A 21,490-nucleotide genomic window follows, 5' to 3' on the forward strand; every position below is an offset into this window, starting at 1 on the left:
AACGGCATTTTCACGGCAACGCTGACAGAGCGTATAACACACTACACTTTGCTCCGCAAAGTCGTGTGCCAAGGGGCAAGCCCCTTTGGAATCCCCGACAACAAAACAGGCTGCATATTCCCTCTTCGGGGATATACAGCTCTTTTGTTGTCAGCAGCCCGTTTCACGGTCTGCATGTAGTTCTTTGTAAACTGACCTAACATTACCGCAAGACATATCATTAATATTATCCATTTGTTGAGATAGATAATGATATGCCTTTTCACCAGTGCAATGACAAGTATAAAATTCAATATCTTTATACTTTTGTAATTCCATGGCAATACTGTTTAACAATTCTTTTAATACTGTTTTCTGTATAGAGGATTAAACAAATGAAAACCACCAATACAAAAATGTGGTTGATACTTCTTTGCTTCTTCCATGATATTTACAATACCAGCATGCCCACAACCCATAATAACTGCTGCTTTATTATTCAAAAAAATCTGTATACAGGGTACAAAAGGCCGATTAGCAGCCGCTATTGCTTCACCCACACATCAATCTCATCGCTGCCAGGCATTTCAAAGCGCGATTCAAACTTCTCTGCAAGGTTTGAATCGACCAGATAAGCGCCTGCCATTCCGGCCCGGACTGCGCTGTTTCTCTGATCCAGCCGCGTTCTCCAGGTCTCCTGGCTGATGCCGATAAAATGAAATTCACAAGGGATATGCCTGGATGTGTAAAATTCCCTCACAAAGTCTCTCTTTTCTTTTCGCCAGAAGCCCCAATCTAAGATAACGTCAACTCCCGCTTCAATGAGCGCAAGTGATTGGTCAAGCAAATATTTCTGCGCTCTGTCCGCATATTCATCATGTCTGCTTCCGCAATGCTGTCCAAAAAAAGCAAGCATAACTTCATCAATGGAAAGCACGACAGCTCTGTTTTCCCGCCGCAGCTGCTGCGCATATGTGCTTTTTCCGCTGCAGATTTTTCCGCAGATCAGAATAACCTTAGCCATATGAACCTCCTTATTACCACGTTTTAAACAGAGTATACCATATCTTTTATCTCCCGCAAATCATTATCTGGGACAGCCGATAGATTCTTCATAACAGGACACCTGGACGACAGTTACCGGAAAGTGCCTGCTTGTGCCTGCGCGGTGAAACAGCTATAATGAAAACAAGGGAAGAAAGGAGCGGTTAAGGTGAAAAAACCCAAAGAAACAATCTGTGACCTGAGGGCTGTACAGGAAGAGCGCAGACGTTATCTGATCCGGCAGCTTCTGGCGGAAAGCCCGCAATATCAGAATTTAACACTTCCGGCAGGCGCGCAGGAGCAAAAAAATTTGCTCAGAGCCCTTATGAACGTACGCCCGCCACAACCGGTGGGACAGGAATTTTTAAAAGTGCAGGATGAATATTTATCCGCAGAAAGGGATGCTCTGGGGGCAGTGAATTGGGATGCGCTGCCGCCCCTGCTTTCGGACAGCCGGCTGGCGCTGTGGCAGGGCGATATTACAACCCTTGCGGTAGATGCCATTGTCAATGCCGCCAATTCTGCGCTTTTGGGATGCTTCTGTCCCCTTCACGGCTGCGTGGATAATCTTGTTCACTCCAAAAGCGGTATAGAATTGCGCCTGGAGTGCCAAAAAATCATGAAGGCCCAGGGGCATGATGAACCTGCCGGGCAGGCAAAAATCACGCCGGCTTTTAATCTGCCCAGCCGGTATGTTCTTCACACGGTAGGCCCCATCATTCGCGGCGGGGTCACACAGGAAGACAGAGAGCTTCTGGCTTCCTGTTACCGCTCCTGTCTGAATCTGGCCGCTGAAAACGGGTTGAAAAGCGTTGCTTTTTGCTGCATATCTACCGGTGAATTTCATTTTCCAAATGAAGAAGCCGCTGAAATCGCTGTCGGAACGGTAAAGAGGTTTTTGCAGGCGGACAATCAGATACAGCGTGTTATTTTTAATGTGTATCAGGATACTGATCTGCTGATCTACCGTAGATTATTAGGAGAAGATCAATGTTGACAGGGAAAGCCGGATGCGAAACCCCGGTCAATTCAAAAAAGCCCTGTGCAGAAAAATACCTGCATAGGGCTTTTGCAAACAGAGGATACTAACGCTGAATCTCAAAGGAATTGTTGTTCATCAGGCGCATAATACTCTCTTTATCCGTGATATTTGTATCCCCGCGGATCGCGTGCTTCATCACGGAGGAGGCAACCGCGAAATTAACGGTTTCTTCCGGCGGCATTCCCTCCATCAGCGCATAGATCAGCCCGGAAGAGAATGCGTCGCCGCCGCCCACCCGGTCCAGGATATTAAAGGTCATCAGCTGGCTCTCATAGGTTTTGCCGCCGAAGAACAGGTATGCCTTCAGGGAATTGGAATTGCTGGAGTGCACATACCGCACATGGCGCGCGATGGCCTTAAAGTGATAGCGTTTGTCCAGCTCCTGGAATACACGGTCCTGATCTTCATAGCTGGGCTGCATGGACATGCCGTCCTTGATGTCGTGGCCGTTTTCGTCCACCAGATGAAGGGGCTCGATGCCGATGAGCACATCCACATAGGGCATATAGCGGCTGAGGATATCCCTTGCCTCTTCAAAGCCCCAGAGCTTGCTGCGGAAGTTGCAGTCAAAGCTGACGGTCATGCCCAGGCGTTTCGCTACAACAAGAGCCTTTTCCATCAGAATCTTGCAGTTGTTGGACAGAGCCGGGGTGATGCCGCTCAAATGGAGCCAGTCATAATCCTTCAGGATACCGGTGAGATCCAGGTCTGTGTAGTCATACTCCGCAAACGCAGAATATTTCCGGTCATAGATGACCTGGGAGGCGCGGACGGAAATTCCCTCTTCCAGATAGTAGGTGCCCATCCGTTCCCCGGCGAAAATAATAGGAGAGGTATGTACATCGTTGGCCTTCAGGTATCTCATTGCGGATTTTCCAATATCATTGTTGGGGACAACGGTAAAAACAGAACAATCCACACCCAGATTTGCCAGGGACACAGCTACATTTGCTTCGGCTCCGCCGAAATTAACAATAAATGAGTTGGTGGTGCGGATTTTTTCATAGTTGGGCGGGGACAGTCTCATCAACAGCTCGCCAATGGTTATAAATCTCATTGGATATTCCTCCCTTGCCAGTAGTTAATTTCAGTATATAGGATTTTAGGTAAACATGCAACAGAAAAATGGGGGATTGACTTGTATACAAGTATAGGTTATACTGAATTCATAAAAAAGAAAAAGGAGGGGTTTTCATCATGAAAATGACATTCCGCTGGTATGGCGAAGATGATCCGGTTACACTGGATAAGATCCGCCAGATTCCCGGTATGACCGGCGTGGTAACGGCTGTCTATTCTGTGCCCGTCGGAGAAGTCTGGCCGGTAGAGGATATTCAGAAGCTGAAGGCTGACGTTCAGGCAAAAGGCCTTGAAATGGAAGTGATTGAGAGCGTTCCTGTGCATGAAGACGTGAAGCTGCGCAGAGGCGACTATCAGCGCTACATTGATAACTACAAAGAAAATATCCGCCGGCTGGCGAAAGAAGGCGTGAAGTGCATCTGCTATAACTTTATGCCCGTATTTGACTGGACCCGTTCACAGCTGGATTATGAGCTTCCGGACGGTTCTAACGCTCTGGTATACTACAAGGATCAGGTTGCGAAGCTGGATCCCACCAAGCTGGCGCTGCCCGGCTGGGATTCTTCTTATACCCCCGAAGAGATGGCGGGCCTGATTAAGGATTATCAGGAACTGGGCGAAGAAGGTCTCTGGGAGAATCTGAAGTATTTCCTGGAAGAAATCATTCCTGTGGCCGCGGAGTGCGACGTGAACATGGCCATTCATCCGGATGATCCGCCGTGGCCCATTTTTGGGATTCCGAGAATCATTACCTGTGAGGAAAATCTGGACCGCTTCCTGAAGCTGGTGGACGACCCTCATAACGGGCTGACCCTCTGCAGCGGCAGCCTGGGCTGTGCGAAGTTCAACAACTACGCAGCTATGGTCCGCAAGTACGCCGGTATGGGCAGAATCCATTTTGCCCATGTGCGCAATGTGAAGATCATGGACGACGGCTCTTTTGAAGAGAGCGCTCATTACAGTCCCTGCGGTTCCCTGGATATGGTGGAAATTCTCAAAGCTTATCACGATGCCGGATTTAAGGGTTATATGCGTCCCGACCATGGGCGCATGATCTGGGGCGAGACCGGCAAGCCTGGTTACGGCCTGTATGACCGTGCTTTGGGAGCTGTATATCTGAACGGTATCTGGGAGACTCTGGAGAAACTGGATCAGAAGTAAGATCAAAAAACCTGCTTTGTAAGCGTAATATTATATAAATACAGCCGCCGGAAGAAAATCCGGCGGCTGTAGTGCTATATGCGCTTATGATTACTGCGCGGTAAAATATTTTTTCAGAACAGGAAAGGGTGCCGGACCGATTTCCAGAAGCCTTTGGTGAAACGCTTTCAGGGAAAAGTTCTCGCCCAATGCGGCCTGCTGTTCTTTTTTCAGCTCCAGAATTTCCAGACAGCCTACATAGTATGCCGGATAATTGGCCGGATCATCCACCATGGCGCTGTAAATTTCCTGAGAGATCTCCGCCAGCTGGCTTCCGGTGAGGCTGTAATATCTGGCCAGGAAATCAGCGGTCTGCGCCACGCTCCATCCGTCATAGTTGATGCCCAGGTCGCAGAGGGCGTAAATGCCCAGAGTAGCCATGTGGTTGGCGGAAAGGAAGGACGCCAGGTTTTCTGAATAATCATCAATGTAGTGATAAGACAGGTGTTCTACATACGTGGCCCAGCCTTCCGCGTAACCCAGAACGCCAAGATAGTCTCGCAGAGGATTCGGGTTCTGCGCCCGGAAATACACATTTTGGAACAGATGTCCCGGATAGCCTTCATGGGCCAGGGTGGTATAGAGATCCATGGAAGGCTGCGCCTGATTGATATAAATCACATTGTCCCGGTAATCGTCCAGGGGAGGCGTGAGATAGAAAGCCGGGCTCAGGAAATCCTTCAGGGAATCATGGACGTATTTCACTGTATATGTAGTTTCAGGCAATGCCGGAAAATCTTCTGAGATCTTTTTCTGGAGATCCTGCAGAATAGCTTCCGGCGCCGTAAGGGATACGGCGGCTGCCTGATATTCATCAGCCAATTCGGGATGCTCAGCCATCAGGGCGGAAGCTGCCCGCAGATTTTCATCCAGATAAGAGGTCATCAGGGTACGGATTTCTTCCACCGTACGGCGGCTGCCGGTTTTCTGCTGAAGCAGATAAGAATAATATTCTTTGCCGGAAGGCAGCTGACAGAGCCCGCCTTCATGAACGCCGGTGCCCAGCAGGGCGGTGAGCCCGTCGATCAGGGTCTGATAAGCGGAAATTACATATTTTTCCACAACTTCCCGATTTTCTTTGCGGTACTCTGCGGCCTCTGCGGCAGTGATATCTCCTGCGTTATAATCCTCCAGCCGGCTGTCAAAAGTGCTGATCAGCAGATTTTCAGAGGGGGAGGCGATGAAAGCCTGGCATTGGGATATGATATTTTTTGCTGTGGTGTTGCTCATAAACAGACCGGCGGAAGATTTTGCCTGTTCAAAGGAGACTACTTCCTGAAACAGCTGGGGAAGCAGTTTCAGATAATCCAGATAGCGGCGTATATCCTCTTTGCAGCGGAAGGAAAATTCCGACAGAACTACCGGATACTGCGCCTGCAGGCCTGTGGTGCTGCCCAGCAGCTCGTCGTACAGGTAGAGGTCTTTTGCAGAAAGCTCCAGCTGGAGATAATCCTCCATCATATCGTAGGTGATTTTCTGGTCCTGATCCAGATTGTCATAGGAAAAAGCGTGAAGCTGGTCCAGCAGCCCCTTCATTTCTTCCAGCCCTTTTTGGATGTTTTCCGGATCAGAGGAAGAAATAGCCGCAGGTGTGTCGGCAGGGATGCCATAGAGGGAGGGATCGGCCAGCGAATAGTTCAGATTAACGGAATCCGCCAGCATGGCCTCCTGAAACTGGGCCTGGGTGAACTGGGCGAAGGCCTGGCCGGAGTCCTCCGGCTTGACATTGGTCACAGCTTCCCCGGTGGCGGCGGTGGAAGAGGCCGGCTCCCGGGTTCTCTGGGAGAGGGCGGAAACAGCCACCAGAGCGATGGTCAGGCACAAGGCGGTGATCCCAATAAAATGTTTTTGGCGCACCAGTTTGGATAAAAAAGGCAGCATAATATACCTCCAGATTGGCAGCAGCGCTGCCTGTTTACTGGAAAATATGCCGGAAACCGTTGAAATATCCGTCTGTACTGGCAGTTTTTTGCAGGGCTGTCTTGAATTTCGGGAGAAACTATATTATACTATCTGGATAGATGCCCGGCCGCGGGCGAAACTGAGAGGGATACGGAGGGAAAACATGGCAAAGAATCCATATTATATTACAACTGCGATTGCCTATACATCCGGCAAGCCGCATATTGGAAATACCTATGAAATTGTGCTGGCGGACAGCATTGCCCGTTTCAAACGCCTGGAGGGCTATGACGTGCGCTTTCAGACAGGGACTGACGAGCATGGCCAGAAGATCGAGCTGAAGGCAGAGGAAGCTGGCGTCACCCCCAAGGAGTTTGTGGACCGGACAGCGGGGGAAATCCGCAGGATCTGGGACCTGATGAATACTTCTTACGATAAATTTATCCGCACCACAGATGATTATCATGAGAAACAGGTTCAGAAGATTTTTAAAAAGCTCTATGACCAGGGGGATATCTATAAAGGAGAATATGAGGGCATGTACTGTACGCCCTGTGAATCATTCTTCACTGCTTCTCAGCTTGCGGACGGTAAATGTCCGGACTGCGGGAGAGAAGTACAGCCTGCCAAGGAAGAGGCATATTTCTTCCGTATGAGTAAATATGCGGACAGGCTGATCCGGCATATTAATGACCATCCTGAGTTCATCCAGCCTGAATCCAGGAAGAACGAAATGATGAACAATTTCCTGCTGCCAGGGCTTCAGGATCTGTGTGTCTCCAGAACTTCCTTTACCTGGGGGATTCCGGTGGATTTTGATCCCAGGCATGTGGTCTATGTATGGCTGGACGCGCTGACAAACTATATCACTGGCCTGGATTATGATCTGGACGGCAATTCCGGGGAGTTGTTTGCGAAATACTGGCCCGCGGACCTGCATCTGATCGGAAAGGATATCATCCGTTTCCATACCATCTACTGGCCAATTTTCCTGATGGCCCTGGATTTACCCCTGCCGAAGCAGGTGTTCGGGCATCCCTGGCTGCTGCAGGGAGACGGAAAGATGAGCAAATCCAAAGGAAATGTGCTCTATGCCGACGATCTGGTGGATTTCTTCGGCGTGGACGCAGTGCGCTATTTTGTGCTGCACGAAATGCCTTTTGACAATGACGGGGTGATCACCTGGGAGCTGATGGTGGAACGCCTGAATTCTGACTTGGCCAATACTCTGGGCAATCTGGTAAACCGCACGATTTCCATGAGCAATAAATACTTTGGCGGGGTCCTGAAGAATGCGGGAGCAGAAGAGGAAGTGGATGCAGACCTGAAAGCTGTTGCCGTGAATACGGTAAAAACAGTACAGGCCAAAATGGAAAAGCTTCGTGTAGCGGACGCTATAACAGAGATTTTCAACCTGTTTAAGCGCTGCAATAAATATATTGACGAGACCATGCCCTGGGCGCTGGCCAAGGAGGAAGCAAAAAAGGACCGCCTCGCCACTGTTCTTTATAATCTGGCGGAGGGAATTACCATGGGCGCCAGCCTGCTGTTTTCTTTCATGCCGGAGACTGCGGAAAAAATCGCAGATCAGCTGGGCGTGCAGCTGCGCGGCCTGGATGGGCTGGACGCATTTGGACAGATACCGGAAAATACGAAAGTGACGGAACATCCGGAAATCCTCTTTGCCCGCCTGGACCTGGCAGAGGTGATGGAGAAGGTAGAGGCTTTGAAAGCCGCGCAGCAGGCCGGTTCCGGGGAATCTGCTGCTGAAGAAGAGCCCGTGATAGATGTGGAAGCCAAAGAGGAAATCTCCTATGAAGATTTCACCAAACTGCAGTTCCAGGTAGGCGAGATTATCGCCTGTGAAGAAGTGAAGAAGTCCAAAAAGCTGCTGTGCAGCCAGGTGAAGATCGGCAGCCAGGTGAAGCAGATTGTATCCGGAATTAAGGCCCATTACTCCGCTGAAGAGATGGTGGGAAAGAAAGTGATGGTGCTGGTAAATCTGAAGCCCGCGAAGCTGGCAGGAGTGCTGTCCGAAGGGATGCTTTTATGTGCGGAAGATGAAAACGGCGTGCTGGCGCTGATGGTGCCGGAAAAGAAAATGCCTGCCGGTGCGGGAATTAGTTAAGGAATGTAAGGAATGAATGGAATTATTGATACACACGCGCATTATGATGACGCACAGTTTGACGAAGACCGGGAAGCGCTGCTTTCCGGTCTTCCGGATGAGAAGATCAGTCTGGTGGTGAACGTATCTGCGAGCCTTGATTCTTCGGTGAGAACTGTGGAACTGACAAAAGGATATGCTAACGTCTATGGGGCGGTGGGAGTGCATCCTGACGCCGCCGCAGAACTGGATGAAGATGGATTTGCCAGGCTGAGGAAGCTGGCCTGTCTGCCGAAAATTGTGGCGGTGGGAGAGATCGGGCTGGATTATTATTGGGACGCTTCCGAACGGGAGGTTCAGAAAAAATGGTTTATCCGTCAGATGGAGCTGGCCCAGGAGCTGAAGCTGCCGTTTATCGTGCACAGCCGTGAAGCGGCGGAGGATACGCTGAGGCTGGTGAGACAGGTGGACAACGGCAGAACCGGCGGGGTAATCCACTGTTTTTCCTACAGCCGCGAGATGGCGGCCGAATACCTGAAAATGGGATATTATTTGGGAATCGGAGGCGTGGTGACCTTTAAAAATGCCAGAAAGCTGAAGGAAGTGGTGGAAGAAGCTCCTCTGGACCGGCTGGTGCTGGAGACAGATTCCCCCTATTTGGCGCCTGTTCCCTTCCGAGGGAAGCGGAATACCTCCTGGAACCTGCCTCTGGTGGCGGAGGAAATCGGAAGGATCAGAGGTCTGTCAGAAGAAGAGGTGGTAAGGATCACTGCGGAGAACGCCCTGCGGCTGTATGGGCTGGATGCACTGGAAGAGGAGAAGAATGGCTGATTTAGGAAATCCCAGAAAAACGATAGAAATATTGCAGAAGTACCAGTTTCGTTTTGCCAAGAAGTTCGGGCAGAATTTTCTGATTGACCCTCATGTGCTGGATAAAATCATCCGCGCCGCTCAAGTGACCAAGGATGATTTTGTGCTGGAGATCGGGCCGGGAATCGGCACCATGACCCAATATCTGGCGGAGCACGCCAGAGAGGTGGTGGCTGTGGAGATCGACAGCAATCTGATTCCCATACTGGAAGAAACGCTGTCCGGCTACAGCAACGTTACGGTGCTCAATGAGGACATCCTGAAGGTGGATCTGGCCCGTCTGGCAGAGGAAAGGAACGGCGGAAAGCCGATCAAGGTGGTGGCGAATCTGCCTTACTACATCACAACGCCTATCATCATGGGGCTTTTCGAGAAGAAAGTGCCTCTGGACAGCATTACGGTGATGGTGCAGAAGGAAGTGGCGGAGCGGATGCAGGTGGGACCGGGCACCAAGGATTACGGCGCTCTTTCTCTGGCAGTGCAGTATTACGCGGAACCGTATATTGTGGCTAATGTGCCGCCCAACTGTTTTATGCCCCGGCCCGGGGTGGGGTCCTCTGTCATCCGGCTGACCCGCCATGAAAAGCCGCCTGTACAGGCCGCGGATGAAAAATTGATGTTTTCCCTGATCCGCGCCTCCTTTAACCAGCGGAGAAAAACCCTGGTAAACGGGCTGGGCAATGCTCCGGAAGTGCCGTTTTCAAAAGAAGAGGTGGAAAAGGCAGTTGCCGGGATGGGCCTGCCCGCTGCGGTGCGGGGAGAAACCCTGACTCTGGCCCAGTTTGCAGAATTGTCAGACAGGCTGTCAGGGCATATTCTGTGCTGATAACGGGGAGATACGTTCTAAATTGAGCTGCGCTTTCATATAATGTTATGAAAGGGGTGGTTCGGATGTCGGAATACCGGCGGTTTGCATCATATTTATATCAATATGAACAGGATCGTAAGGGAAAAAATGTGGGCTTTTCCCGAATAGAGCTGCGTGACGGCAGAAGACGCATCCAGATACAGGTCAGAGGCGCCGCCGGGCTGGCCGGTTCGTTTCTGGTCTGCGGATTTGTGAGAAGCGGAATGCTGTGCATTGGCATACCTTTTGGAAAAATGCTGCTGCAGAATGGGAACGGAAACTTTTCTGCGGAGATTTTTGAAAAGGAAGCGGGGGAAAAGAGCCTGGAAGACTGGTCCGGGCTGGTTTTGCTGCCGGAGTTCAGCGGAAGGCGGGGAATTGCCACAGCCTGGGATGAGGGCGGTTTTGCCCTGAGCAGACTGGTGCGGAGCAGGGAAGAATGGGAAGAACTGCAGGCGGCATATCTGCCGGAACAGGATTCAGAGGAAGCTTCTGAACCTCAGTCCGGTTTATCATCTGAACGGAAGTTAGAAGAAAGAGAGGCTCCTGGACAGGAAGACGGGACAGGAAGCGGGAACGGCCGCGCCGCCGTAACGGAGGGAGCGGCAGAAAATGCAGAACCAACCAGTACATATGAAGGCTCCGGGAAACAAAACGGGAGCGAACCAGAATCGGCCGGTGCAGCTTTGCCAGGGGAGCAGCCGAAAGAACAGGGCTCTCAAAATGGACAGGGCTTTCGGCAGAATAATTCTGGAAAGACATTCAGAAGCCAGCAGGTTCTCCCGGAACCTCTGAGCTGGGATGGGTTCTGCAAATTGTATCCCAAAGTACGGCCTTTTTCTCCTGAGGATACGAAGCAGTGTCTGCGGATCAGGCCGGGGGACCTGGGGAGGCTTCCGAGAAAAGACTGGGTGCTGGGAAATAACAGCTTTCTGCTGCATGGATATTACCAGTACCGCTATTTGCTTCTGGTCAGGGAAACAGAAGAGCCATACCCTGAGATGGGGGCGGCTGAAGCAAAAGTATTAGAAAAAAATCCTTCATTTTACATAGGGGTGCCCGGTACCAGCGGCCAGAATGAACGCTTCCTGGCCGGACTGTTCGGATTCGGCCGGTTCTGCCCGGCGGGCGGACAGGAAAAAAGAGAGCCTGCCTTTGGGTTTTGGCTCAGAGAAGTCGAGCTGGAGGAGGAAAATGACCACAGATGAGAAATATATGCGGGAGGCGCTGAAACAGGCCAGAAAGGCCAGCCGTCTGGGGGAAGTCCCCATCGGCTGCGTCATCGTGTATGAAGATACCATCATTGCCCGGGGTTATAACCGGCGCAACACAGATAAAAATACACTGTCCCATGCGGAAATCACTGCCATCAGCCGGGCTTCCAAAAAAATGGGGGACTGGCGGCTGGAGAGATGTACTATTTACATTACCCTGGAGCCCTGCCAGATGTGTTCCGGCGCCATCATCCAGTCCAGAATCACCCGGGTGGTGATGGGGTGCATGAACCCCAAGGCGGGCTGCGGCGGGTCGGTCCTGAATCTGCTGGAGATGCCGCAGTTCAATCACCAGGCACAGGTTACGCGAGGCGTATTGGAGGAAGAATGTTCACAGATGCTGAAGAATTTTTTCAAGGAGCTCCGGGTAAGAGTAAAAGAGGAAAAAGCCCAGAAAAAGAAACTGTGCGCGCAGTCAGATGCGGAGACAGAGAGCTGATCTATTCTTTTATCAGGAAAAAGGTGAAAAACATCAATCTGCGCGTTCGCGCAGACGGAAGCATCTATGTGTCTGCGCCGTTTGGAATGAGCGCTGAGCGGGCGGACGCTTTTGTTTGTTGCAAAAGCAAGCTGATTTTCAAACACCTGAAAAACGCAGAAGAAAGGAATGTAAGGAATAGAAGCGTTCCGAAATATGAACATGGAGATCATTTTAAGCTTTTGGGAAAAGAAATAACAATCTGCCTCCAAGAAGGAGAATGTGAAAGCGTTTGTCTGGAAGGGGACAGGCTCAGAGTCGTCCGGAAGGATAAAGAAGACCATGCCGGAAGAAAAAAAGCGGTGTCAGAATATCTGGACCGCCTCGCCAGGGAGACTCTGACAGAGGCGGTTTTGCGCATCTGGCCGCTGTTTAAGCCCTTTGGAATCGGGCTGCCCCAAATCAGGTTCCGGGCCATGAAAACCAGATGGGGCTCCTGCACTCCCCAGAGAAATTCCATCTCGCTGAATACCATGCTCGGGGAAAAGCCGGTATCCTGCGTGGAATATGTAGTTCTCCATGAATTCTGCCATTTCCTGCAGCCGAACCATTCCAGGGCCTTTTATCAACTAGTGGAACAGTTCATGCCGGACTGGAAAGAGCGGAGAAGGCTGCTGAATGATTCTCTGCAGGATTAGGGATTCAGTCCACTCCCCGGACTGCGGCAGAGGGAATTGTCTTCTGCAGAATCTGAATAAAACGGTCCAGCTCCTGCTTTTTAAAGGGGTGAAAAGCACCGGGGCAAAGAACCTGCTCGGAATCTCTGTAGTTCTGCAGAAAATATGCCCTGCAGCCGGCCAGCCACCCGGCGATATCCAGAAAATCACTTTCACAGTGCAGCTCCCGTACGGCGGTAGTGCGGAATTCATAAGGAACGGAGGCGTGCAGCAGAAGCTGGACGCTTTTTTCCACTGCTGCCAGACAGCCGCCGGGGATTCCGGCTGTGCTGGAGTAACTGCAGCGGCTGTTTTTAATATCCATGGCAGCGTAATCCAGAAGGTTTTCTTCCAACAGGTATTTAAGCATTTCAGGCCGGGTCCCGTTGGTGTCCAGCTTTACCAGGAGTCCCAGATTTTTTACCTTTCGGATAAAATCAGGAAGATCAGGCTGCAGCGTGGGTTCTCCGCCTGTGATGCAGACGCCTTCCAAAATCCCTTTTCTTCTGGTAAGAAATGTAAGGATATCTTCCTCGGAATAAACAGGGGGATCTCCGGGAGAGAGAAGTTCGCTGTTATGGCAGTAGGGGCAGCGGAAATTACAGCCGCCTGTGAACAGGGTAGCGGCCACGTGCTCAGGGTAATCCAGCAGAGTGGTTTTTTGAAGACCGTAAATATTCATTTTATTTTCCTTCTTTCTGCAGAAAGGTCCTCCTTTTATGGGACATTTTTATGTAGCAGGCCAGGCCCGCGGCGTCAGCCAGCGCCCAGCCGATCGGCACGGACCACCAGATCCCGGCCACGCCTAAGGCCGGCAGAGAGGAGAGCGCATAGGCCAGGGCCACCCGGGAGCCTAAGGAAATGACAGTGAGGACCACAGACATCCCGGGTTTTCCCAGGGCCCGGTACAGGCCGTACAGCAGGAAGAGACATCCGATCCCGCAGTAAAATGTGCCTTCTATGCGGAGATAGCGGACGCCTTCGGAAATAATGGCAGTCTCTTCCGGGCTGACAAACAGCAGCATCAGCGGTCGGGCAAAGATCCAAACAGCAGCAGAAACGGCGGCGCAGAATAGCAGGGCTGTCAGCACGGCCCCTTTCAGCCCCCTGCGGATGCGGTCAGATTGTCCTGCGCCGTAATTTTGGGCAATAAAAGTAGAAAAAGCATTGCCAAAATCCTGGACCGGCATGTAAGCAAATGCGTCTATTTTCACTGCCGCTGCAAAAGCAGCCATGACGGAAGGGCCGAAGCTGTTGACAAGGCCCTGGACCATCAGAATTCCCAGATTCATAATGGACTGTTGGACGCAGGTGAGCAGAGAGAACTCTGCAATTTCTTTGACAGCAGTCCGGCTCCTGCGGAAATGGCTGATGTGCAGCCGGAACTGAGGAAAACGCGCCCAGGTGTATACGGCAATCCCCAGAGCGGAAACATACTGAGAGAGGACAGTGGCCTCAGCTGCTCCTGCCACGCCCCTGTGCAGGCCCAGCACAAACCACAGATCCAGAATAATGTTCAGCACGGCGGAAACCGCCAGAAAGGCCAGCGGAACCACGGAATTACCCACTGCCCTCAGCAGCGAAGCAAAGTAATTATAAAGAAAAGACGCGGCAATTCCGCAGAAAATTACAGAAAGGTATTCCCGCATCTGTCCCTGGACTTCTGCCGGAACCTGAAGAAACAGCAGAATCCAGTCCATACTGAGAAAAGATATAACATTCAGCAGCACAGTCAGCGCGCCGATCAGCAGGAAAGATGCAGCCATGCCATTTTTCAGCCCTTCCGGATCCTTCTGCCCGAAGCGGATAGAAAAAACAGCGCCGCTGCCCATGCAGAGCCCCAGCAGGATTGAGGTCAAAAAGGTCATCAGCGTAAAAGAAGAGCCAACAGCCGCCAGAGCGTCAGGGCCCAGAAACTGTCCGACAATCAGCGTATCGGCCACATTATAGCATTGCTGCAGCAGATTCCCCGCAATCATGGGCAGGGCAAAAAGCAGCATGGACCGCATCACCGGCCCTTTGGTGAGGTCTCCCTTCATATTTCCTCCCTACTACAATATATTTACTTCAATATCCCTTACAACCATTAAGAAATTATCCATCTTGTTGTTGTGGTCACTATGCAGAATCAATCCCCTTCTATGGTGGGCTGTGATTCCGGCAGCTATAATAGACGTTAGGGCAGATGTTTAACCGTGATACCTATACCTTATTAGCCACCACTGTGACAACTTTATTGTACCAAGTCGCTGGCGCGACGGCTAGCCCCAATTGCAATGTTTCCACTGTTTCTTTCTAAAACCTAGTTTTTTTCTCTTATAAAAAGTAGCGTTTTTAATCGAATATGGGTAATTTCCTTACGAAGCTCCATTGGACATACCGTCTGTACGGAAGGGACGGCCCGGATAGAAATACCAATTCTATTGAGGCGCTTGTTTTCAAGGAATGGAAATATGGATACGGCGGGGTTTCGATATCTAGGTAAATTTAACGGATGGGGTTACGTTTCTTCAATATAATTTTATAGTTTTGGCGAGTATCGGTTAAGAGTAGTCGGTGCTTTCTTTTTGTCTGTTGACCGGAGTGCAAACATGAACTTCCCGCCCGGCCAATTCTCGTGCTGCGGAGCGTGGGGAATTGAATGGGCGGGGATTCTGCTGGGTTATTTGTCTCCGTAATGTCCTCTGCAATGTGCGATGTAGATACGGCCATTTTCCATATGGTAGACAAGCCGGTCTTTGTCGTTGATGCGGAGGCTGTATTCGCCTTGCAGGTCGCCGGTTAATGGTTCGGGCTTTCCTATACCTTCCATGCAGCCGTTGCGCTCAATGTCTTTTATGAGCTGATTGATACGTTTGATTGTTTTTTTGTCCTGGGTCTGCCAATAGATATAGTCTTCCCAGGCATCGTCTGACCAGATTTTTTCACTCATCCTCTACCTCGATCAGTTCATGCGCCGTCCCTTTTCCTGCCCGGAGTTCCTGGACAGATTTTTTTACATAGGCCATGTTGGTTTCTGAAAAAAATGGATCGGTGGTCTGAGTGATTTCAAATGGAATTCGGTTTTCGCGTAAAACTGCTTTCACAAATAGATTGATGGCTGTGGAGGTGTTTAGGCCGACATTGGAGCAAAAGGCGTCAAAGCTGGCTTTATCCTTTTCGTCTACTCGTGCAGTTATGGTTGATTGTGCCATGGGATTCTCTCCTTTCTGTCTTCTATTTGCCTTTATTATATCATTGTAGTATGCATATTACAAGCTATTGTAATACATTGGACATGAAATTTGATTGGGAATATTTATAAAATTAATGTGATCTCATTTATATTAAGTATACTGTTTCAACCATAAATATGATAAAATCTACAAACAATTTATTGGGAAGTATTCATAATTATAGGAATAAGAAACACGAAAGTTTAAACTATAGGAATGATTAAGTTAAAAGATGGGTATAAGTTAATGCAGCGAAATTAGGATAGAGTTGGATGCTTCTGGTGATTATATTTTTGACAGAACAAAACATAATCACCTACAGGCAGAGGTGTTCTGTTATAATGACCTAAAATATATCTATGGAGTTTTGCTTATGAAATATGAAAATGCAAAGGAAATCTTACCCGAAGAATTACTCATAATGATTCAGAAATATTATCAGGGCGGTTATTTATACATCCCAAAAGGAAATGACCGGGAGGGAAAGAAGCAGACAGACTATAAGATTGAGCTGGAGAAACGTAACCAGCATATATACCTGAAGCATCTTGAGGGGAGAACAAACCGGCAGCTGGGGAAGATCTATCATCTGTCAGAACCAAGCGTCAGGAGGATTATTTCAAAAGAAAAGGTGAGATATCAGGAAATGAAAGAGAAAATAGAACAGATTTTAACTTTTTGGGGAATAGAAGAGAAGGAATTACTGCAAATATACCCTTCTGCCTGGGAAATCAATCATTCCCATGTTCTTAAAGTGTACCACAGCAAAGAACAGCTGGAACGAAATATAAAGATATCAGAAATACTGCTGGAATGCAACATTCCGGTTGCAGAGCCAGTTCCGGCCCTGACAGGAAAAAAATATGTTGAATACCAGGACAGTTATTTCTACCTGTCCCAAAAATTGCCGGGGAGAAACCTTACTGACATAAAAGATGATGAGATGGCCCGCCAAATGGGCTGTGCGATAGCGCGGCTACATACGGCGTTTGTGAAATGCGGAGAAAAAATGGAATTCTGGGAAAACAGCCTGCTAAAAGAGATGAACGGATGGATTTGGAAAAATCTAATAAAGGATGAGTGGCGGACAATAGATGAAAAAGATTTTTTAAAAACAGCAGAACAGTTAGAAAAGGTATATGATCAGCTTCCCAAACAAGTGATACACAGAGATGTGCATTACGGGAATTTTCTGTTCTTTGAAAAGGAGCTGTCAGGATATATTGATTTTGATTTGAGCCAAAAAAATATAAGAATATTTGATATTTGCTATTTCCTGGCAGGCCTGCTGGCGGAAGAAACAGAGGAAGCTTTCTGTAAAAAAGAATGGCTGAAAAAAGTGAGGGCGGTTATTACGGGGTATGAAAGCGTGGAAAAACTTTCGGCAGAGGAAAAGAGCGCAATTCCGTGTGTGATGGAGTGCATAGAAATTCTGTTTGCTGCGTATTACCTTGGTATTCAGGACACAAAACGCGCGGGCGATGCATATGAGGTATTCCATTTTATACAAAATTGTGAAAGCGATATATTAGCTCAATATGATAGACTGTAATCTAAATGGAATAAACCTGAAAATGTATACAGAAGGTTCCCTGTTCTCACCAAATAATATTGATACAGGAACAAAAACGATGCTGTCCAAAGTTGAATTTCAAGCGGGGCAGAAAGTTCTGGATTTAGGCTGCGGATACGGAGCAGTGGGAATATACGCGGCACATTTTTCCGGCGCGGAAAATATCACAATGGTTGATATAAACCCCTCCGCAGTTGAATTGGCAAGAAAAAATGCCCTATGCAATGGCATGGGAGATATTAAAATATTCCAAAGCAATGGATTTGAAAATATCAGCAAGCAGGAATTTGACCTCATACTGTCTAATCCGCCTTATCATGCGGACTTTAAAGTTCCGAAGGAGTTTATTGAGAATGGTTTTAGGTATTTAAAAGATGGCGGCAGAATGGTTATGGTCACAAAAAGAAAAAAATGGTACCAGAATAAATTGAAATCTGTATTTGGCGGGGCTGCAGTTATTGAGGAGAATGGGTACTATATTTTTATTTCGCAGAAAAGGATAATTCACAGAACAGGAATAAAAGACAGAAAAAAACTCTCTAAGAAATTACAGCATAAATATAGCAGATAAGCGTCTGCGGTTTACAACGATATTTTGAAAATTGAAAACGTTTTATGCCTGAAAAGAGATGCACATCTGAAATGCGGGCCGCAACCGGAGCGCAGCTGTCTGCGCCCGGAAATCCCGCAAAAAGACCAGGAAAAAATTCTTATCCCAGAATCATTAAAAACACTTCTTTAAAAATTCCCTCCGCAGCTCCACCTGTTCCGCAGCCTTTGTGAGCTTTTCAATGCTGCGGCAGGATATCCAGGATTTACTGTTGTTATAGTAGAAATTCATCTGTTTCCAATATTTTTCCGGGTACAAAAACAAAAGGTACAGCACCTGATATTCTGTATCTGAGAGAGGCCGGACTGCCTGGTAAGTATCCAGCAGCACTTTCCAAAGTTGGGTATCCCAGCAGCGCTTTTCCAGGATTTTTCTGGAAAAGTGATAAAAGTCCATGATCTGAGGTTCTACCACAAAATGCTGGAAACAAGTAGTAGCCACATAGTGGCGCCCGATCAGAACATTATGGTAATTGTAGCTGCCGTGGCACAGCGTTCCCCGGCTGCATGCCTCCTGCCACAGGATATGATAACAGGATGCCTGTAAGCCGGCATAGGCTTCCTGGGCCTGGCAGTAGACGGCGGGGAAACTTTCCAGGGCGCAGCGCTCAAAATCCGTTTTCCTCCGTTTTCCCCGCATGAAATTTCGGATGCGCCAGAGCTCCTGATTGTGCCGGCACCATTCCTCGGACAGGGAGCAGCCGGTGTAATGGCAGTCGGGAAAATATTCATAGAGGGGAAAATCCTGCAGATACCGGTGGAGCAGGGCCAGGTTGCGCACAGCCAGGACCAGATCCTGGGTGCTCTGTACGCTGCATTCTCCCGCCGCGTACCATCGCCGCAGCACATAACATTTTCCATCCTCTCCTTCGGTACAAAGAGCCCCTTCCCGGTTAGGTACGGGACGGTCGGTCTGGGTGAATCCGCAGCCCGCCAGAAACTCTGTGAGCTTCTGCTCCACGGCCAGACGCTGAATGGTTCCGCTGTATTCCTGCAGGGCGTACAGGTCCTGTCCTGCGGAACAGAGCAGGCTCCCGCGCGCTTTTTTAATATCCTGTATATTCAGATCATATTGTGTCAGAACAGATTGACCCCAGTCCCCCATATTATCTCCTCCAAATTCTCATTGCGGCATCCGAGCCGTAGTTCATTCCTATGCAGAAAAGGCTGGAAAAATGCGCCGCAGTACAGGAAATTATGGCAATCCCAATATAAATATGATATACTTTGAGAGGAAACTGAATGAAAGGGGAACATGATGAGCAAAAATTATGATGTAATCATTATCGGCGCAGGGCCTTCCGGTATTTTCTGCGCGTACCGGCTGAAGGAGAAGCAGCCGGAACTGAAAATACTGATGATCGAAAAGGGGCGGAGAATTGAAGAACGCTCCTGTCCCAAGAGAAAAACAAAACAATGCGTGGGCTGCAAACCCTGCTCCATCACCACCGGTTTTGCCGGAGCGGGAGCATTTTCCGACGGCAAGCTTTCCCTGTCCCCTGATGTGGGGGGAAATCTGCCGGAGATCCTGGGCTATGAACGGACTGTGGAGTTATTAAAGGAATCAGACAGCATTTATCTGAAATTCGGCGCGGACAAGAAGGTTTATGGGCTGGGCGTGGACGATGAAATACGCAGAATCCGGAGAAAAGCCATTCAGGCGAATCTGAAGCTGATTGAATGCCCGATCCGCCACCTGGGTACAGAAGAAGGGTATAAGATATACAGCCGCCTTCAGGAACACCTGCTGGAACAGGGTGTGGAGATGCAGTTTAAGACAATGGTACAGGATATCCTGATTGAAGACGGAAAGGTAAAAGGAATCGTCACCGATCAGGGAGAGACCTTTGAGGCGCCGCAGATTGTATCCGCCGTGGGGCGGGAAGGCGCGGACTGGTTCAGCCATATCTGCCAGGGGCATGGAATTGAGACCCGGGTGGGGACTGTGGACGTGGGCGTCCGGGTGGAAGTCCGGGACGAGGTGATGGAGGAACTGAACAAGTCCCTGTATGAGGCGAAGCTGGTCTACCACACCCCCACATTCGATGATAAGGTGAGGGTTTTCTGTACCAATCCTTCCGGCGAAGTAGCGACGGAATATTATGAAAACGGGCTTGCCGTGGTGAATGGACATGCATATAAAGCGGCAGAATATAAAACGAACAACACCAATTTCGCGATCCTGGTTTCCAAGAACTTCACGAAGCCATTTAAATCTCCCATTGAATACGGCAAGCATATCGCCCAGCTGAGCAATATGCTCTGTGACGGCAGGATTCTGGTCCAGACGTTCGGGGATTATCAGAGGGGAAGGCGCACCACAGAGGAACGGCTGTGCCGGAATAACCTGATCCCCACGCTGAAAGACGCAGTGCCCGGGGACCTGTCTCTGGTTTTCCCACACAGGATCATGGTGGATATAGAAGAAATGCTGCTGGCCCTGGACAAGGTGACGCCGGGGATCGCCAGCGATGAAACGCTGCTGTACGGCGTGGAGGTGAAGTTCTACTCCAATAAGGTTCTGGTGGACCGGGATTTTGAAACAAATATTAAAGGCCTGCGGGCAATCGGAGACGGCGCGTCCGTGACGAGAGGGCTGCAGCAGGCTTCGGCTAACGGGCTTGCAGTGGCGGAAAGCATCCTGAAGGCATTTTCCTGATACAGAAACAAAATTGCCGCAGTATAAAAAGGAGGTAGGGAATGAGAATTCTGGAGTCAAAGTTTGTGCAGGGATTTATTAAGATGGCGGACGACGGCTATAAACAGGGCTGGCATGAACGCAACGGAGGCAACCTGTCCTACCGGCTGAAAAAAGAAGAGGTGGAGGCCATTCGTTCCAGGCTCAACGCGCCCGGGGAGTGGCTGCCTGTGGGAACCAGCGTGCCGGAGCTGGCAGGTGAATTTTTCCTGGTGACAGGGACCGGAAAATATTTCCGGAATATCATTGTGGACCCCGAAGCCTGCATTGCTATTATTGAAGTGGATGATGCAGGTGAAAAATACCGCATCCGGTGGGGACTTGTGGAGGGAGGGCTGCCTACCAGCGAGCTGCCCACCCACCTGATGAACCACGAGGTGAAAAAGCGAGTGACAAACGGCCTGCACCGTGTGATCTATCATGCCCATACCACAAATACCATAGCCCTGACCTTTGTGCTGCCGCTGGAAGATGAAGTATTTACAAGAGAGCTGTGGGAAATGGCTACAGAATGCCCTATTGTCTTTCCCAACGGAATCGGCGTGATCGGCTGGATGGTGCCCGGCGGCAGGGAGATTGCCGTTGAGACCAGCAGGCTGATGGAAAAATACGACGTGGCGGTCTGGGCCCATCACGGAATGTTCTGTTCCGGTCCCGATTTTGACCTGACCTTCGGATTGATGCATACGGTTGAAAAATCCGCGGAGATTTTGATTAAGGTGCTGTCCATGTCGCCTCAGAAGCTTCAGACCATCACGGCGGGCAATTTCAGAGATTTGGCGAAAGACTTTAGAATTACGCTGCCGGAGCGCTTTCTGTACGAGAAATAACTTTGACGCCCTGCCCATATTACTGGCCTGCCGGCTATCGAGCACTTTTTGCTTTGCAAAAAGTGCTCTTTTATACTGAATGGGCC

At 49.5% G+C, this 21,490-nt stretch carries 21 protein-coding genes; 12 read left to right on the forward strand and 9 right to left on the reverse strand.

All coding sequences use genetic code 11. The annotated features are described in order from the left end of the window. Positions 1-341: 341 nt before the first annotated feature. Together EV209_RS16505 and EV209_RS11790 are read right to left on the reverse strand one after the other, a co-directional pair. Positions 342-539 carry a hypothetical protein gene (locus tag EV209_RS16505; protein WP_207220611.1) on the reverse strand — a complete coding sequence of 66 codons (198 nt, stop codon included), beginning with the start codon at positions 537-539 and terminating at the stop codon, positions 342-344. After that, a complete protein-coding gene (locus EV209_RS11790) occupies positions 524-1,003 on the reverse strand; it encodes a P-loop nucleotide/nucleoside kinase family protein (RefSeq protein ID WP_130435670.1) in 480 nt (159 codons plus the stop codon). The genes EV209_RS16505 and EV209_RS11790 overlap by 16 nt, the downstream gene beginning before the upstream one ends. Before the next feature lie 189 nt (positions 1,004-1,192). Here EV209_RS11790 and EV209_RS11795 point away from each other — a divergent pair, with 189 nt between their 5' ends. Next, complete coding sequence (locus EV209_RS11795) at positions 1,193-2,020, forward strand: protein-ADP-ribose hydrolase (RefSeq protein ID WP_243647585.1); 828 nt, start codon at positions 1,193-1,195, stop codon at positions 2,018-2,020. Between the two features lie 88 nt (positions 2,021-2,108). Here EV209_RS11795 and EV209_RS11800 read toward each other — a convergent pair whose 3' ends face one another. Beyond that, positions 2,109-3,122 carry a sugar kinase gene (locus EV209_RS11800; protein WP_130435671.1) on the reverse strand — a complete coding sequence of 338 codons (1,014 nt, stop codon included), beginning with the start codon at positions 3,120-3,122 and terminating at the stop codon, positions 2,109-2,111. A gap of 140 nt (positions 3,123-3,262) precedes the next feature. On the opposite strand from EV209_RS11800, the gene uxuA reads away from it, so the two are divergent. Continuing rightward, positions 3,263-4,306 carry a mannonate dehydratase gene (gene uxuA, locus EV209_RS11805; RefSeq protein WP_130435672.1) on the forward strand — a complete coding sequence of 348 codons (1,044 nt, stop codon included), beginning with the start codon at positions 3,263-3,265 and terminating at the stop codon, positions 4,304-4,306. A 90-nt stretch (positions 4,307-4,396) separates the two neighbouring features. Here the strand turns inward: uxuA and EV209_RS11810 are convergent, their stop codons facing one another. After that, on the reverse strand, positions 4,397-6,226 hold the full coding sequence (locus EV209_RS11810; protein WP_130435673.1) for a DUF885 domain-containing protein: 1,830 nt from the start codon (positions 6,224-6,226) through the stop codon (positions 4,397-4,399). Positions 6,227-6,410: 184 nt separating this feature from the next. On the opposite strand from EV209_RS11810, the gene metG reads away from it, so the two are divergent. The 6 genes from metG to EV209_RS11840 all read left to right on the forward strand — a co-directional run bounded on the left by metG (position 6,411) and on the right by EV209_RS11840 (position 12,461). Beyond that, entirely contained in the window at positions 6,411-8,375 is a 1,965-nt protein-coding gene (metG, locus tag EV209_RS11815; protein WP_130435674.1) for a methionine--tRNA ligase, read from the forward strand. Positions 8,376-8,387: 12 nt separating this feature from the next. Beyond that, on the forward strand, positions 8,388-9,185 hold the full coding sequence (locus EV209_RS11820; protein ID WP_130435675.1) for a TatD family hydrolase: 798 nt from the start codon (positions 8,388-8,390) through the stop codon (positions 9,183-9,185). Then, positions 9,178-10,050: a 16S rRNA (adenine(1518)-N(6)/adenine(1519)-N(6))-dimethyltransferase RsmA gene (rsmA, locus tag EV209_RS11825; protein WP_130435676.1), complete on the forward strand. Its 873-nt coding sequence runs from the start codon at positions 9,178-9,180 to the stop codon at positions 10,048-10,050. Before EV209_RS11820 ends, rsmA begins: the two co-directional genes overlap by 8 nt. Before the next feature lie 65 nt (positions 10,051-10,115). Further along, entirely contained in the window at positions 10,116-11,279 is a 1,164-nt protein-coding gene (locus EV209_RS11830) for a hypothetical protein (protein ID WP_130435677.1), read from the forward strand. After that, entirely contained in the window at positions 11,266-11,784 is a 519-nt protein-coding gene (gene tadA, locus EV209_RS11835) for a tRNA adenosine(34) deaminase TadA (protein WP_130435678.1), read from the forward strand. Before EV209_RS11830 ends, tadA begins: the two co-directional genes overlap by 14 nt. Further along, positions 11,751-12,461, forward strand: a complete 711-nt coding sequence (locus tag EV209_RS11840; protein WP_165388916.1) for a M48 family metallopeptidase — start codon at positions 11,751-11,753, stop codon at positions 12,459-12,461. Before tadA ends, EV209_RS11840 begins: the two co-directional genes overlap by 34 nt. Positions 12,462-12,465: 4 nt before the next feature. Here EV209_RS11840 and EV209_RS11845 read toward each other — a convergent pair whose 3' ends face one another. From EV209_RS11845 to EV209_RS11860, 4 genes are all read right to left on the reverse strand, one after another. Next, a complete protein-coding gene (locus EV209_RS11845) occupies positions 12,466-13,161 on the reverse strand; it encodes an anaerobic ribonucleoside-triphosphate reductase activating protein (RefSeq protein WP_130435680.1) in 696 nt (231 codons plus the stop codon). 1 nt (position 13,162) lies between these two features. Beyond that, entirely contained in the window at positions 13,163-14,518 is a 1,356-nt protein-coding gene (locus tag EV209_RS11850; protein WP_130435681.1) for an MATE family efflux transporter, read from the reverse strand. 623 nt (positions 14,519-15,141) lie between these two features. Further along, positions 15,142-15,411, reverse strand: coding sequence for a Txe/YoeB family addiction module toxin (locus EV209_RS11855; RefSeq protein WP_130435682.1), 270 nt, complete (start codon positions 15,409-15,411; stop codon positions 15,142-15,144). Further along, complete coding sequence (locus EV209_RS11860) at positions 15,404-15,673, reverse strand: type II toxin-antitoxin system RelB/DinJ family antitoxin (RefSeq protein ID WP_130435683.1); 270 nt, start codon at positions 15,671-15,673, stop codon at positions 15,404-15,406. Before EV209_RS11860 ends, EV209_RS11855 begins: the two co-directional genes overlap by 8 nt. Before the next feature lie 394 nt (positions 15,674-16,067). Here EV209_RS11860 and EV209_RS11865 point away from each other — a divergent pair, with 394 nt between their 5' ends. After that, positions 16,068-17,246: a CD3324 family protein gene (locus EV209_RS11865; protein WP_130435684.1), complete on the forward strand. Its 1,179-nt coding sequence runs from the start codon at positions 16,068-16,070 to the stop codon at positions 17,244-17,246. Beyond that, on the forward strand, positions 17,233-17,838 hold the full coding sequence (locus EV209_RS11870; protein WP_130435685.1) for a class I SAM-dependent methyltransferase: 606 nt from the start codon (positions 17,233-17,235) through the stop codon (positions 17,836-17,838). Before EV209_RS11865 ends, EV209_RS11870 begins: the two co-directional genes overlap by 14 nt. A gap of 153 nt (positions 17,839-17,991) precedes the next feature. Here the strand turns inward: EV209_RS11870 and EV209_RS11875 are convergent, their stop codons facing one another. Beyond that, positions 17,992-18,981 carry a YutH/CotS family kinase-like spore coat protein gene (locus EV209_RS11875; protein ID WP_130435686.1) on the reverse strand — a complete coding sequence of 330 codons (990 nt, stop codon included), beginning with the start codon at positions 18,979-18,981 and terminating at the stop codon, positions 17,992-17,994. A 150-nt stretch (positions 18,982-19,131) separates the two neighbouring features. On the opposite strand from EV209_RS11875, the gene EV209_RS11880 reads away from it, so the two are divergent. Together EV209_RS11880 and rhaD are read left to right on the forward strand one after the other, a co-directional pair. After that, positions 19,132-20,535, forward strand: a complete 1,404-nt coding sequence (locus tag EV209_RS11880) for an NAD(P)/FAD-dependent oxidoreductase (protein WP_130435687.1) — start codon at positions 19,132-19,134, stop codon at positions 20,533-20,535. A gap of 41 nt (positions 20,536-20,576) precedes the next feature. Then, complete coding sequence (gene rhaD / locus EV209_RS11885; RefSeq protein ID WP_130435688.1) at positions 20,577-21,404, forward strand: rhamnulose-1-phosphate aldolase; 828 nt, start codon at positions 20,577-20,579, stop codon at positions 21,402-21,404. Positions 21,405-21,490: the final 86 nt, after the last annotated feature.

The organism is Cuneatibacter caecimuris, from assembly GCF_004216775.1.
Lineage (GTDB): Bacteria > Bacillota > Clostridia > Lachnospirales > Lachnospiraceae > Cuneatibacter > Cuneatibacter caecimuris.